We start from the raw sequence: 15,069 nt of genomic DNA, 5'->3' as shown, positions 1-15,069 counted from the left end.
CTTATTAATCAGTGCTTTGTTTCAGCACATAGCCCATTCCAATTACAGTATGGATTAGTTTAGAATCAGTTTCACGGTCAATTTTCTTGCGGAGGTAGTTTACGTACACATCTACTACATTGGTTCCCATATCGAAATTTACTCCCCATACTTCTTCCAAGATATCACTACGGGAAAGCACTCTGTTTCTGTTTTTGATAAAAAAAAGCAATAATCGATATTCTGTGCTCGTCAATGACAATTCTCTACCATCTCTCTTTACAGTCTTGGTTTTGTCATTCAACTCCAAGTCGGCAAAGCGGAAAATTTCATCAGGCAAGGTTTCTTCGTCATTACCGTTATTTTCTGTTCTCCTTAATAAGGTTTTGATTCGAGCCGTTAGTTCAATAAATTTGAATGGTTTCACGAGATAATCATCTCCTCCCGCTTCTAGTCCAACTACCACATTTTCGGATGTTCCTAGTGCTGTCAAAAAAAGAATGGGTACTTTATCATCCTTTTTTCTAATCTCTTTACATAGCTCAAGACCATTCATACCTGGCATCATGATATCCAGTATAATAATGTCAAATTTACCACTATTGTATAATTGCAAACCCATATTTCCATCAAGTCCAACCGTGATTTCGAAGCCTTCTTCCAACAAACCCTTTTTGATAAATGACACAACATGAGCCTCGTCTTCTACTAATAATACCTTTCTCATATCTATCTGAGTTGTTTGGGTGGGTAGTTGTACATAAGGTAAGCAATTTTTAATAATGTAAAATTATCAACTTATGGATAGTTTGGAAGTTTTGATAGATTAAAATGATTACTATTTTCACTATTTAACCTTTATCACTTATTGCTACATCCCTTTTATCTACAACGCGGAAATATTGGCGGGAGGTTATGAAATGAAAAAGTCAAAAGCCCGACTTGAATACGCCTAGCTTTTGACCTTGTTTTTTAGCACAAATGATATGAAATCTTAAGTTGAATAAACTGAATTGAACAATACATAATCAGTTGTAAGATCGGTGCCCCATGCTGTCGCTTCGGCGTCTCCATCTTGGAGATCCATCTTTACTGAAATATGTGATTCTCGTAGAAGTTTTTTCATGTAATTGACGTCATAATCCAACGGAACGCCTTTTTCTAATACTTGAATCATCGTGTCTTCATTACCAAGAAATAAATCCACCTTTTCATAGTCGAATGGAACGTCTGCATTTCCAGCAGCGCAAATTATTCTTCCCCAGTTTGGGTCACGACCAAACATGGCTGTTTTCACCAAATTCGAACTTGAAATACTTCGAGCAAGCTTTCTTCCAAGTTCTTCATCTGCTGCGTTCACAATTTTATATTCTACAAATTTAGATGATCCTTCACCATCGGAAATAATCAATTTTGATAAATGTTCCATCATTTCTAGCAGATTGGATCTAAAATCTGTATAGCCGTCGTCTTCCTCGCTAGTAAGCATATCATTTTCTGCCTTGCCATTAGCCATCACCGCTACCATATCATTGGTAGATGTATCGCCATCTACTGTAATCATATTGAAAGTACGATCCACGCAATATTTTAGCGTTCTCTGCAATAAAGCTGATTCTATTGCTGCATCTGTTACGATAAAGGCAAGCATTGTTCCCATATTGGGATGTATCATGCCTGAGCCTTTTGCAATACCACCCATATTTACTTCTCGCCCATGTAGTTCAAATTCCAAAAATCCTTCTTTGGGATATGTATCAGTAGTCAATATAGCATTGGCGGCAAAAGAGCCAGCACTACTTTGATTACTAAGTTTTGGAGCTATTTTTTCAATTCCAGCTACAATATCCTCAGTAGGAAAGGGCTTGCCGATTATGCCTGTGCTTGCAACCAACACATGCTTTTCGTCTATGTCTAAGTGCTTGGCAGTAGCTTTCATCATTGCTTCAGCTCCTGCGTAGCCATCTTTGCCAGTACATGCATTTGCATTGCCTGCATTGATTACAATGGCTTGTACAATTCCACCTTTTATATTCTCACGAGAAATTTTGATTGGCTCAGCAACAACTTTATTTCTTGTGAATACTGCAGCAGCATTTGCAGGTACTACAGAGTATATCAAAGCCAAATCTCTTCTAAGGGACTTCACTCCAGAGTGGGCGCCCCAGCATTTAATTCCTTTTACGTTAGTTATATTTTTAATCATTTTTTTATGGATTAATTGGAATATGGTTTAAGCCTAAGGTTTCTTCAAGATCAAACATAATGTTCATGTTTTGTACTGCTTGACCAGCAGCTCCTTTTACTAAATTATCGATTGCACTTATTACAATTATGTTATTGGTGCGCTCGTCATAATCTACATATATATTGCAGTAATTGCTCGCTCTCACATCTTTAATTGATGGCGGCTTTGTTACAATTCTGACAAAAGGCATATTTTGATAAAAATCTTGATACACTTTTTGTAATTCTTGTTGGCTGGCTGGTCTTGTAGCCTGTCCATAAGCAGTTGTTAATATGCCTCTATCTACTGGCAATAGGTGAGGGGTAAATTGAATATTAGGCTCTATCCTCCCGCTTTTTTCTAGATTACTCTGAATCTCAATGCTATGACGATGGAATTTTAATCCATAAGCTTTAAAATTATCACTGGCATTGGAATAATGAGTCACTGCATTTGCTTTTATGCCTGCACCGGTCACACCTGTTTTAGCATCAATAATAATGTTTTGCACATTTATCATTCCTTTAGTTACCACAGGAGCAAGGCCTAAAATACTACCAGTTGGGAAGCAACCAGGATTGGCGACCAAATGAGCAGTTTTAATTTTGCTCTTATACAATTCAGGTAAACCATAGGTGGAATTTGCGAATCCCTCTCTAAATGTGTGATCCTTTTTGTACCACTCCTCATAGATTTCTGGGCTATCTAAACGAAAGTCTCCAGATAAATCCACGACTCTGAATTTCTTGTCTTTCCACCGCTTCACATAGTCCATCGATACCCCATGAGGAAGGGCAAGAAATACCAAATCTAATTCCATATCATCTACCTTATCAGCAGTATGTAATTCATCGTCAACAATACCTTGAAAAAAAGGATGGACATCGGAGAATTTTTCGCCTGCTCTGCTTTCCGAAGTGATAATTGAAATCTCTATTTCAGGATGATATTTGAGTATGCGCACAAGTTCTGATCCTGTGTATCCGGTTGCACCTATTACGCCTATTTTCTTTTTTGTCATCTTATTCTAATTTTTTAAGTGCATTTTTCAATACAACTAATACTTTTCCTAACTCCTCATAATTGATCGTAAGAGGCGGGACAAGACGGAGTATGTTTCCTGCTGTTGCATTGGCAATTACTCCTTGCTCAAGCATTTCAATAACTAGAGGTTTGGTTTCGAAGTCAAATTCTACTCCGATCATCAGCCCAATGCCTTTTACTTGCTTCAGTCTCGGGTCTTCTATTTCTTCAAGCTTCTTCTTAAACCATTCACCTTTTTCAAGCGTGGTTTCTAGTAAATTTTCTTCTTCGATGGTTTCAATTACGGCAAGAGCGGCAGCACAAACAAGCGGATTCCCGCCGAAAGTAGTCCCGTGATCACCAAAGTCAATTGCATCGCTCACTTTTTGGTTTGATAATATTGCTCCAATAGGTACACCACCGCCAAGCCCTTTAGCTAAGGTCATAATATCAGGTTGCACTCCAAAATGATCTTTTGCAAACCACTTTCCAGTGCGGCCGATACCTGATTGTATTTCGTCAAAAATCAGGACAATATCATTTTCGTCGCAGAAGGCTCTTACCTTTTGTACAAATTCCTTGTCAGCTACGTTGATGCCACCTTCACCTTGTACGAGTTCCATCAGGATGGCACTTACACTTTGGTCAGCCGTTTCCACTAATGCATCAAAGTCATTGAAAGGAATTTGCTTAAAGCCCAGCGGAATAGGGTCGAAGCCTACTTGCATGGCTTTTTTGCCCGTGGCAATAGTTGCCATCGTTCGGCCATGAAATGAGTCGTTCATCGACAAAATGGTGCCAGAGCGGCCTTTGGAGTGGCCATATTTGCGTGCGATTTTTATAGCTCCTTCTACCGATTCTGCACCGCTATTGCTAAAGAATACACGATCTAAACCAGATATTTCTACCAATTTTTTGGAAAGCATTGCTTGTGGCTCGCTTAAGAAAAAGTTAGAAATGTGCATTAATGTAGCGGCTTGATCTTGTAAGGCTTTTACTACTCTTGGGTGACAGTGGCCTACATTATTTACCGCAATACCAGCCAGCGCATCGATGTATTCTTTCCCGTCCACATCCCATACTTTTGCTCCCAAACCTTTTTTGAGAGTAATTGGGAAGCGACGAAATGTTTGAAGATAATTTTCTTTGTCAATTTGCTGATATTTTTGGTTTATGTCAGTCATATTACTTTGAAATTGTTGTTCCAGTATTTTTATTTTCAGCTAGTTGGGTGATTTGCTGAGGCTTTGTGCCATTGATTATGCGGGAGGAATGTGCTCCTGCTTTTAGCGCTACTATACATGATTCAATTTTCGGAATCATGCCACCTTGGATGGTTCCATTAGAGATAAGTTCACTTGTTTCGCTAATGGTCAAGTTACGAATAATTGTGCTTGGATCATCTTTATCCATAAGCAACCCATCTACATCTGTCAACACAATAAATTGGGATGCAGATAATGCGCCTGCCAAATGACCAGCAAACATATCTGCATTGATATTGTATTCATTACCTTCCTTATCAGCAGCAATACAAGTAACTACGGGTAGATAATCATTTTGTAATAGGAGGGAAATTAGCTCGGTATTTATTTCTACGATATCTCCCACTTGGCCAATATCGATCTTTTCGACTTTGCCATTTATAGTTTTGTTATGATACCTTTTGGTAGCTATAGCCAGTTGTCCATCTTTTCCGGAGAGGCCAACTGCTTTTTGACCCATTTGGTTGAGCATACTGACTAAGGAGCCATTTACTTCACCTTTGAGCGCCATTTCCACATATTTTAAGGCTTCTTTGGTTGTTTTACGGTGCCCGTCTATAAATTCAGATTCGATATTTACCTGACTTAAGATTCTTTGGATAAATGGGCCGCCGCCGTGGACTATTACTACATAGAAACCTTCTTCTTGAAGGTTACAAATATTCTGTAGTACATTGGTTTTGAGGGATTCTTCGGTCATGGCGTTACCGCCATATTTAATTACAATTACTGGCTTTTGATTTTTGAACATAAAATTTAGTTTCGATGAATTGCCTTCTAAAGGTTCATTCACCTCGAAATGTATCTATTTATTTAAGAATTAAGGAATATGGATTTTCTAATTGTGATATCAACAAATTTACAAAAATATAGGCAGAAAAACGACTAAAAAAGGCCTTTAAAATGGTTTTACAGCAATTCCTATCTTTTTTGAGGGTTAGATAATTAAGAATAGGAGAATTTAATAATTCGCAATCAATTGTTATTCAACTGCTTGTGAATTTATTATAGTTAAATCGAATGTGTAAATTAAAATTTCGAAATTTTATTCTAAATTTTAATTAATAAATAGCTCAATACGAAATAATTGAAAGGTTTTTAAATTAGTTTCAATCTGTTTTGGCTCTTGAAAACAATCAAAAACTATTTTAGTGTGTTAGTTTTTGCTACAATATTTTTTACTATTTCATCTAACTCCTCAGCGGATGTTTTAATACCATTCATTATAGTGAAATATTCATCTTCATTATCAAAAAGGTTTAGCTCAATTAGGCTAATGAAACCTAAAAGTCTAGATAGAGGGGCTCTAACTACATGCGACTGAGTCCAAGCGATTTCTTTCAAAGCATGGTTTTGAATAGTGATTTCCTTTAACAATTTCCGAGATTCAGTTACATCTAGTACAGCACCTATCATCCGTATAGCCTGCCCTTTTTCATTTCTGATTATATGACCTCTATCCGCTATAAAAGCAATGTCCCCATTAGCTTTCACGAAGCGATATTCTTTATGCCATTGCTTTGTCTCTGGGTTATCTAAAGCTTCATTTAATGAGATTGTTACAGCTTTTGAATCGTCTTTATAAATATTCTGAAGCCAGAAGCTTTGGACTGAGGAAATATCGTCAAACTTGAATCCAAATATAGATTCGTAACCTTGGCTTCTCGTTACATAATCATTCTGGATATCCCAATCCCATATCATTTCATTAGTGGCTTTCATTGCCATTTCAAATCGCTCGTTACTTATTTTTAGTTGAATTTCACGAGTTTTAGGCAATGTTATATCTTGAATTACTCCATCTATTAGAATTGGGTTACCTTTGCTATCTCTTTTTAGCTTTATTCTTTGAAACACCCATTTTTCTTTTTTGCCATCTATTAAAATCCGATGCTCAAAATCATGATATCCATCCGAAGGGAAATGCCTTGAAAGATCCTCGTCTAAATAAGGGCGATCTTCAGGGTGAAATAATTTTTTGATATTTTCTGTGGTAGGGACAAAGGTCTCAGGATCTTGCTCATATATCTCATATACTTTGCTTGACCAATGAGAAATATCAGAGTTAATTTCTCTTATCCAATAACCAATTTTAGCAATGTCTTGCGCTGTTTTCAATTGATCATTGGCTTCTAATATTTCTAATTCAATTGATTTACGCTCGGTTATGTCTTTACCAACTGCGTAGAGCAAGCCTTCACTTAGTTTAGGCGTAGTAGTCCATGTAATCCAAACAATTTCTCCATTCTTTTTTCGGCACCGTATTTCAAAGTCATATATCACTTCACCCCTCAAGGCTTTAGATATAATAGTTTTTGTTTGATGGATGTCCTCTGTATGTATGAAATCTGTAAATTGTCTCGATAATAATTCCTCTTTTGAGTAACCCAATAATTTGGAAAGGGCCGGATTGATTTTCTTGAAATAACCATCGAATCCAGCTATAATTAAAATGTCGGAAGATAATTCAAAAAAATTATGAAGTTCTTCCTCCCGCATTTTTCTTAATACTTCGGTACCAATTTGTTCAGATATTCCAAGGAGTATTTGCTCGAAATAAACTAAGTTAACTTCTTTGAAATCACCAATAAAATTGAATACAGCTATAACCTGATCATTGTATTTGATAGGGACTGCATAGCTATTTTCAAGATTTGACTGTCTTGCTGATTTTTCTCTTAAAAAATCTTGTTTATTTTCTTGAATATTCCATTTCTCAATTTTTCCTGATTCCCAGCATTTTCCAATTAATCCTTTGCCACTCGTAAGGGTAGTAAAATTAGAATTTAGCTGAGCGAATTCTTGTCCTTTGCGATCTGTAATTATTTGACTTATAAGGTTTATGTTCTTTTCGTCGATGGAAGTGATCCATGCTTCTGAAAGACTTATTTTGAAGAATTCAGAAATCTTAGTTAGTACTTCATCTAGGCTTTCCTTAAACTCATTTGTTTTATTGAATGCATAGGTTAATGAATGCATCAGTTCGGTTTGGATTTCTCTGTTTTTAGCAGCTGATATATCAGATAAGGAGCCAACTGCTCGGATAGCTTTGCCATTGACATCTCTAGATATAAACCCTTTGTTGCTCACATATGCAAGAGAACCATCAAACTTATAATACTTGTAATTTTCGCTCCAAATATCTTTTGCAGGATCATTTATTGCATTACGGAAGCTGTTGGCAACCCATTCTACATCGTCTGGGTGAACTCTCCTATCAAGATATTTTTGGTCGTATTGGTATAAAATATCTGGGTAACCAAATATGTTTTTATAGCCTTCTCCCCAATTCAATTCACCTGTTGCAATGTCCAAATCCCATATAGCATCTGTAGTAGCCTTTTGTGCTAGTTCATATCTCGTATTAGCTCTCTTTAAAGCCGTTTCTTTTTCTACTATTTCAGTAATGTCCTTTGAGTTGGTTACGATTCCATTTACCGCTTGATCTTCTAATAAATTTGTGGCCGTAGTTGTAATCCACCTCCAACCCCCCTCACCATCTATCAGTCGGTATGGGTCTAACTTTAATTTCTTTTGTTTGAAGAGCTTTTTGAATTGCTTGATTACAGTTGGACGCTCATTTTCGTGGATGTATTGAAATATTTGTGTGCCAATAAAATCTTCAGTACTAATACCAAAGGAAGCTGATGTACTTTCACTAATAAATGTAAATTCACCTTTCTCATTTATGATACTAATCAAATCAGATCCTTCTTGAACCAAAGCTTTAAATCTTCTTTCACTGGCTTTCAGTTCAAGTTCTTTCTTGGTTGCTTCTGTTATATCGGTGATTACCGATAGATGTAAACTAGGCAGAACATTCGCTTTGGCTTTATAACTAACTGAAATGGTTTTGCCATATTTTGTAAGCAAATCCATATTGCCGGAAGAGTTGTCTTTACTTTTAAAGTTCTCCCAGATTTCGCTGAAATCGATTTCAGGGTGTGAAAGTAGTAAGTCATCCACACTCATTTGAAGAAATTCGGACTCGCTATAACCAAATATGAAAGTTGCAGCATCATTTACAGCCACATATTTGCCTTCATTATCGGCAAGCATAATAGCGTCACTTGTATGATCTACTATCGCTTTATACTTTTCATTTATATGCTTTCGATCGGTTATATCTATTATCAAGCCATCGATCCAAGCTAGATTTCCATCTACGTCATAAATACCAGTACCTCTATCTTCTACCCATTTAATTGTCCCATCTTTGCAAACAATACGGCATTGGTAAGAATATGCTTTAAAGTCATTTAGCATTTTCTCCAACTCTTTTTCTGATATATTATCCTCTTGATGGATAATACTTGCAAAGCTTCTTTTCATATTATTGATAAAATCAGAAGCCGGATAGCCTGTAATTCTCTCTATTTCATTACTAATAAAAGTTGCGGTCCAGTCCTTATCAGCCTTGCACCTATATATTACTCCAGGGCTATTATTTATTGCGGATTGTAATCTTTGCTGACTTTCTGCAAAAGCTTCTGATTTTTGCTTTTTATCGATAGCGATAGTTAGATTGGATGCAATTGAAGTAAGAAATTCTATTTCTTCATTTGTCCAGTTTCGGTTGTTATGGCAATCGTCAAAACCAATAAATCCATGAAAATATGAGTCGATATAAAGCGGCATTATCAATACCGACTTAATAGACATTGATTCTAGTATAAGCCTTAGATTATTATCTTTAACTTCTTTGGTGCTTCGGATGTAATACTTCCCTTGAAGTAGCGGTTCGAAAAACTCCTTGAAGTCTTCGAAAGCTGCATTTTGTAAGTTGGGATTATCCCTTTGTGGTACTACCTTCTCGTTGCACCATTCCATCACTTGGCTAGTGAATTTATTTCCAGTTGCTTTATCCGTGAAGTTTTCGAAATAATAGACCCTGTCAGCATCTACGGCTTCTCCAATTAAACTGAATGCATTTTTGAGTGCATCTTCCCATGATTCATTACTCAAAAGGGCGCTTGCAAATAAACCCGATGTGGCTAGCAACCGAGCTTTTTGTTCGATTGACAGATCCTTAATTTCAGATTGAATTACCTCTTTCGATTTATCGGTAACAGTATGTAGAATGTAATCTATTTCACCACTTTCCTTAAGAATTGGTGAATTGCTTATTTTCCAATATTTAGTTTCTTTTTGAGCTGATTTTGGGTTGAGTATATCATATCGATTTTGAAGAATAGAATCTACTGATTTGGAACCAATTACTTTATGTAATGATTGGTAAAGCGGGCTTGGTGAATTAGAAGGCGAATCTGGAAACACCTCAAAAATTCCATTTCTAACTAATACTTTTTCTTCAATACCAAGCGCATTTAAATAAGCATTATTTACAGCAAGAATGGTGAAAATTGGAGCATTGGATGCTAATAATAAGCTAGGTTCAGGATTAGCATTAAATAATAATATGATATCCTTATGAAGGTTCATTTTTTGGTTGCTCCGATACTGATTTGATTGTCTGTATTAAAGTAAGGTATAAAGAACTTTAGTCTTATAAAATTTTAAAAGCATTATTTATTTATACCTATAACTTGAAAATCCAATTTAAAATTGATCTGAGTTTTAGATAAATATAAATATTTCTATTTATCTAAAACTAGCAAGCTGATTTTCAACTTGTTTTATCCATTCTTTTTGTCTTTCCGCATTTCTAGAATGATCTGTTTCCTTATCGTAAAGTTCCTGCATTTCAGCTCTTCTTTTAATAACGGATTGGTATATGGTATCAATTTCTTTCTTAAAATTTTCCGTGAAACTTGCTTCATCAAAAGCCTTAGTTAAAATTCTTGCATGAAGTTCCGAAATGTCAAAATGGACTTGCTCGTGCTCAAGGAGTTCGTTTGTGCGGGAGGATGGTTTCAACCAAGACGTATTTGGGTTGAAATAAGCTCTCACTTTAAAAGTAAAGGTCAATTTACCATTTCTATTATTAGCTTCGTAGGCATATTCAATGCCAGATGCTGTCATAGCTTCATATTGGCTTTCCAATTGTGGCTCACCTTTAAAATCTGACCAGCTAAGTTCCAAATCCTCCCGCCAAAAAATCATTTCAGTAGATTGGCAGATATTCGAATTTAAGAGGATAAGTGATTGAATATAAACGAATAAAAGTAGCTTCATTAAAAAAAATATGTTCAACAGATCAAAAAATAATAATCTGAAATATTGATTATTAGGCTTTTTTCAGAAATTCAATTCTGAGTACCATATGGACTTTATCTACCTTAGCTTCAACTTCATCAGGGTTGTCTGTAAGCCTTATATTTTTAACCATTTTGCCTCTTTTCAAAGTAATAGACGTGCCCTTTACTTTCAAGTCCTTAATTAATGTAACGCTATCACCTTCTTGCAAGATATTTCCGTTGTTGTCTTTTATTTCCATTTTTCTTGAAGTGTTGTTATACAAATAGGAATTATGTTTCGAATGTTAATTATAATTACTCCAAAAGGCAAGATTAATTGTATGAGCAACAATAAATGCCTAATTGATATTTTTAGGTTGTTTTTATACAGTAAAGCAATTTTAGCCCTTCAAGGATAAATTATTAAGGCAATTCTCTACGGCTGCTATGCCTTGTTCATTTTCTGACAATACAATTAAGATGTCATTTGCTTCTAATATTGTTGATCCCGTAGGAGTCAAGTATTTATCATCCCTTTTGATCATTGCAATAATAGCATTTTTAGGAAATCTTAAATCCACAATTTTTTTATTTGAAGCAAAACTATCAGGAAGAATTTCAAATTCTTTCATCTCTGTTTTAGGAAGCTCAGATAAAAATTTCTCTGTACCAGATGGCGGTTTCGCTTTATCAGGAAGTGCCACATGAAGCCATTTGGCAACCACAGTTAAAGTAGTGCCCTGTATCAAAATAGAAGTTACTGATATGAAAAAAACTATATTAAACATCATTTCGGCCTTTTCGATACCAGCCAAAAGCGGATAAGTTGCAAAAACAATTGGTACTGCACCTCTTAAACCAACCCAAGAAATGTAGAACCGTCTTCTGAGTTTCATTCTAAAGAATATCAAGCTCAAGAATACTCCAATTGGGCGTGCAGCAAAGATTAAGAACAATGAAATGAGAAGTCCAATACCTACTACCGGTAGAATTTTGCTAGGAAAAACTAATAGGCCAAGAGTAAGGAATAAAACGATTTGCATTAACCAAGCTAAACCGTCAAACATTTTTAGTATGGTTTTCTTATGTATTAAGTCTTGGTTGCCAAGGTAAACAGCGCAAATATAAATTGCTAAAAATCCATTTCCTCCAATGAATGTGGTAGCAGAAAAGGTTACAAACATCAATGCAATTACTAGCACCGGATATAACCCCTCAAAATCCAGCTTAATTTTATTTATGATGATTTTGCTCAGTCTACCAAAGCCAAAACCTGCTACAGCACCAAAAATCATTTGTTGAAAGAAGAGTGGAATAATTGAAAGTAGTCCTTGATCTTGATTAACAACCAGGCTTAAGAATGCTATAGTAAGTACATATGCCATAGGATCATTACTTCCACTTTCAAGCTCTAGCGTTGGACGTAAATTGGTTTTTAAAGCGAGGCTTTTTGATCTTAATATTGAAAATACAGCTGCTGCATCTGTAGATGATACAATTGACCCCAAAAGTAAGCTCTCGTAAATTGTAAAATCAGTAATAAGCCAAACAAAGGTGCCTAAGGCAACTGCTGTCAATAATACCCCAAGAGTCGATAAAGCAATTCCTTCTTTAATTACAGGTTTTACTGCAGACCAATTGGTATCCAAACCACCAGAAAAAAGAATAAAGTTGAGCGAAACTATGCCTATGAATTGGGCGATTTTCGGATCATCAAAGCTAATTCCTCCAATCCCATCAGAGCCTGCTATCATCCCAATTGCAAGGAAAAGTAAAAGAGTTGGTACACCGAATTTATAGGAAGTTTTACCTACAATTATGCTCACAAATAGCAAAAGTGAGCCAATTAATAAGATATTTTCGGTGGTGAGGATCATTCATTAAATAATTACAGAAATCTCTAAGATACGATGCTGGTTTTTACTTTTTCATAAGTAGCCATAAAAATAAACGAATTACATGACGAGGATGAATTGCGATTGCATTAAAAAATTATTGATATAATTGCCTTGAATACTATCAAGAAGGGTTGGATTTTAAACATTCACATTAAATAATGAGCCAATTAATGCTGTGATTCCCATTGCAATAGTCCCCCAGAAACTCAATCGGATGATGGCCTTTTTTACACTGGAGCCTCCTGCTTTGGCTGCCACGCCTCCCAGTACCATAAGCAAGAGTATGGCACATATATATTGCAATAGCACCATTTGACTGACTGGAACTACTAATACTAGTAAAACAGGAATAAAACCACCTAATATAAATGCTGCTCCAGATGCTAAAGCCGCTTGAATGGGCTTAGCTTCAGTTATTTCGTTGATTCCTAACTCGTCTCTCGCATGAGCTTCAAGTGCATTATGTTCTGTGAGTTGTGTGGCTACTTGTAATGCGAGGGTTTTGTCAAGTCCTCTATTTTCATAGATTTCTGCAAGTTCTATCAATTCTGCTTCTGGCATTTCCTGTAGCTCCATTTTTTCTCTTGCCATGTCTGCATGTTCAATATCCGATTGCGAACTCACCGATACATATTCTCCTGCTGCCATAGACAATGCGCCCGCTACTAAACTGGCAACACCAGCAATTAGAATGGGATCAGCCGTTTCGCTTGCCGCTGCAACGCCCACAATCACACTGGCTGTAGATAGCAGCCCATCATTAGCACCTAAAACAGCAGCTCTTAACCAACCGCTTCTAATTAGATAGTGATTTTCATTTTGCATTTAATTTGAATTAGATTACTACGTCATATTAAGTTGATAAACTTATTCAAAAAACATCTAAGGCATTACAATTTACTCAAAAAGTGAAGTAAACCTAAATGTTTTGCCGTCGAATAGGCCTTTGTCACTAAGCTTGAGTTGTGGGATAACTAGCAATGCCATAAAGCTCAATGTCATAAAAGGAGAATTCAATGTGCTGCCCATTTCTTTTGCCATTTTGTCGATAGCTGAATAAGCTTTGGCAACATCATAGCCGTCTTTTTCGCTCATAAGTCCTGCAACAGGTAGAGGCACTAATTGTGAACTTTGACCATTATATGCGGAAACTCCACCTTTCGCTTCGATGACCAGATTAGCTGCTTTTGCCATAGCTTCATCATCTACACCAACCACTAATATATTATGGCTATCATGGCCAACGGTAGAAGCTATTGCACCTCTTTTCAATCCGAAGTTTCGGATGAAAGCTATAGCAGGCTTTGCTTTTTGGTAGCGGTTTATTACTGTAAACTTCAAGACATCATTTTCAATATCTGATTCAGCAAATCCATCTTTAATATGGCAGCTTAGCAGCAAATCATTGGTTATCAATTGGCCATCAAGTGCCTCTATCACATGAATACCTTCACCTTCGGCTTTAACTTTGAAGTCAGCTGCTGAAAGCTTATCACAATTGAACTGGTTGATAATTTTATTTTTTACTTTTGAGATCAAGGTTTTGCCATCTTTTGCAACCTCCCGCCCATTTATATAGGTGCTTGTTACCTTCCAAGTTTTCAAATCATCTACAAGGATGAAATCAGCAGGATCTCCTTCCTTGAGCAAACCTACGTCTAATGAATAATGCCTCACAGGGTTGATACATGCCGCTTTTAATACTTTGTACATGTCCACACCATTTTCAATAGCTCTTTTTACAAGCAAATTGATATGACCTTCAACCAGATTGTCCGGATGTTTGTCATCAGAGCATAGCATTATTTTATCTTCGTAATCGTGCAGGAGAGGGTAGAGGGCTTCGAAATTTTTGGCTGCACTACCTTCGCGGATGGCAATGTGCATTCCATATTTCAATTTGTCGAGAGCTTCTTCTATAGCAAAGCACTCATGATCGGTACTAATGCCGGCAGCTGCATAGTCACGCGCTTGCTCGGCCATAAGTCCAGGTGCATGGCCATCAATAGGTTTGCCATGCTTTTTGGCAACTGCGAGTTTTTTGTAAACATCTCCATCTTTGAACAGCACACCCGGCCAATTCATCATTTCACTGAGATATTTCACCTCAGGTCTAGCCATCAGTTCATCTATTTCTTCAGCAGTAATTATCGCTCCTGCAGTTTCGAAAGTAGTAGCAGGCACACAGGATGGTGCACCAAAGTAGAATTTAAATGGAACTTGCTTGCCATTATCTATCATATAGTTGACCCCTGCCACGCCTAGTACATTGCCGATTTCGTGTGGGTCGGAAACGGTGGCTACTGTACCGTGAACAACTGCTAAACGAGCAAATTCAGAAGGCACCAACATGGAGCTTTCCACATGTACGTGTGCATCGATAAAACCAGGTAATATGTATTGCTTATTTTCAACCTCCCGCTCTTCTATCCTTTTAATCTTGCCTTTATCAATGTAGATTACTCCAGGGTAAATTCTCTTTGCTTCTATATCTATTATCTGACCTTCTATTTGCATGACCATTTGTTTTATTTGTTTTC

The 15,069-nt window shown here is 36.5% G+C and carries 11 protein-coding genes; all 11 read right to left on the bottom strand.

All coding sequences use genetic code 11. The annotated features are described in order from the left end of the window. Positions 1–4: 4 nt before the first annotated feature. The gene (locus ACOXY8_RS02880; protein WP_458330055.1) at positions 5–706 is read right to left on the bottom strand and encodes a response regulator transcription factor; all 702 of its coding nucleotides are present in this window, start codon (positions 704–706) and stop codon (positions 5–7) included. A gap of 267 nt (positions 707–973) precedes the next feature. Continuing rightward, positions 974–2,185 (bottom strand): bifunctional glutamate N-acetyltransferase/amino-acid acetyltransferase ArgJ, encoded by a 1,212-nt coding sequence (argJ, locus tag ACOXY8_RS02875; protein ID WP_458330054.1) that lies wholly within the window; start codon positions 2,183–2,185, stop codon positions 974–976. A 4-nt stretch (positions 2,186–2,189) separates the two neighbouring features. After that, positions 2,190–3,227 carry an N-acetyl-gamma-glutamyl-phosphate reductase gene (argC, locus tag ACOXY8_RS02870; protein ID WP_458330053.1) on the bottom strand — a complete coding sequence of 346 codons (1,038 nt, stop codon included), beginning with the start codon at positions 3,225–3,227 and terminating at the stop codon, positions 2,190–2,192. A gap of 1 nt (position 3,228) precedes the next feature. Next, complete coding sequence (locus ACOXY8_RS02865; RefSeq protein ID WP_458330052.1) at positions 3,229–4,413, bottom strand: acetylornithine/succinylornithine family transaminase; 1,185 nt, start codon at positions 4,411–4,413, stop codon at positions 3,229–3,231. 1 nt (position 4,414) lies between these two features. After that, complete coding sequence (gene argB, locus ACOXY8_RS02860; RefSeq protein WP_458330051.1) at positions 4,415–5,245, bottom strand: acetylglutamate kinase; 831 nt, start codon at positions 5,243–5,245, stop codon at positions 4,415–4,417. Between the two features lie 392 nt (positions 5,246–5,637). Further along, a complete protein-coding gene (locus ACOXY8_RS02855) occupies positions 5,638–9,936 on the bottom strand; it encodes a PAS domain-containing protein (RefSeq protein WP_458330050.1) in 4,299 nt (1,432 codons plus the stop codon). Positions 9,937–10,095: 159 nt separating this feature from the next. Continuing rightward, the gene (locus ACOXY8_RS02850; RefSeq protein WP_458330049.1) at positions 10,096–10,629 is read right to left on the bottom strand and encodes a DUF922 domain-containing protein; all 534 of its coding nucleotides are present in this window, start codon (positions 10,627–10,629) and stop codon (positions 10,096–10,098) included. A gap of 52 nt (positions 10,630–10,681) precedes the next feature. Then, positions 10,682–10,891, bottom strand: a complete 210-nt coding sequence (locus tag ACOXY8_RS02845; RefSeq protein ID WP_458330048.1) for an alkylphosphonate utilization protein — start codon at positions 10,889–10,891, stop codon at positions 10,682–10,684. A gap of 141 nt (positions 10,892–11,032) precedes the next feature. Then, positions 11,033–12,508, bottom strand: coding sequence for a potassium/proton antiporter (locus ACOXY8_RS02840; RefSeq protein WP_458330047.1), 1,476 nt, complete (start codon positions 12,506–12,508; stop codon positions 11,033–11,035). Between the two features lie 159 nt (positions 12,509–12,667). Then, on the bottom strand, positions 12,668–13,354 hold the full coding sequence (locus ACOXY8_RS02835) for a VIT1/CCC1 transporter family protein (RefSeq protein WP_458330046.1): 687 nt from the start codon (positions 13,352–13,354) through the stop codon (positions 12,668–12,670). Between the two features lie 72 nt (positions 13,355–13,426). After that, positions 13,427–15,046: an adenine deaminase gene (ade, locus tag ACOXY8_RS02830; RefSeq protein ID WP_458330045.1), complete on the bottom strand. Its 1,620-nt coding sequence runs from the start codon at positions 15,044–15,046 to the stop codon at positions 13,427–13,429. Between the last annotated feature and the right edge of the window lie 23 nt (positions 15,047–15,069).

It is taken from the genome of Peijinzhouia sedimentorum (assembly GCF_049340005.1).
GTDB lineage: Bacteria > Bacteroidota > Bacteroidia > Cytophagales > Cyclobacteriaceae > CAXBDP01.
This window is presented reverse-complemented; position numbering and strand designations above follow the sequence as displayed.

Coding starts and splice junctions, on each gene's coding strand:
- ACOXY8_RS02865 (WP_458330052.1), bottom strand. CDS start 4,413: ATGACTGACATAAACCAAAAATATCAGCAAATTGACAAAGAAAATTAT.
- ACOXY8_RS02880 (WP_458330055.1), bottom strand. CDS start 706: ATGAGAAAGGTATTATTAGTAGAAGACGAGGCTCATGTTGTGTCATTT.
- ACOXY8_RS02835 (WP_458330046.1), bottom strand. CDS start 13,354: ATGCAAAATGAAAATCACTATCTAATTAGAAGCGGTTGGTTAAGAGCT.
- ACOXY8_RS02855 (WP_458330050.1), bottom strand. CDS start 9,936: ATGAACCTTCATAAGGATATCATATTATTATTTAATGCTAATCCTGAA.
- argB (WP_458330051.1), bottom strand. CDS start 5,245: ATGTTCAAAAATCAAAAGCCAGTAATTGTAATTAAATATGGCGGTAAC.
- ade (WP_458330045.1), bottom strand. CDS start 15,046: ATGCAAATAGAAGGTCAGATAATAGATATAGAAGCAAAGAGAATTTAC.
- argC (WP_458330053.1), bottom strand. CDS start 3,227: ATGACAAAAAAGAAAATAGGCGTAATAGGTGCAACCGGATACACAGGA.
- ACOXY8_RS02850 (WP_458330049.1), bottom strand. CDS start 10,629: ATGAAGCTACTTTTATTCGTTTATATTCAATCACTTATCCTCTTAAAT.
- ACOXY8_RS02840 (WP_458330047.1), bottom strand. CDS start 12,508: ATGATCCTCACCACCGAAAATATCTTATTAATTGGCTCACTTTTGCTA.
- argJ (WP_458330054.1), bottom strand. CDS start 2,185: ATGATTAAAAATATAACTAACGTAAAAGGAATTAAATGCTGGGGCGCC.
- ACOXY8_RS02845 (WP_458330048.1), bottom strand. CDS start 10,891: ATGGAAATAAAAGACAACAACGGAAATATCTTGCAAGAAGGTGATAGC.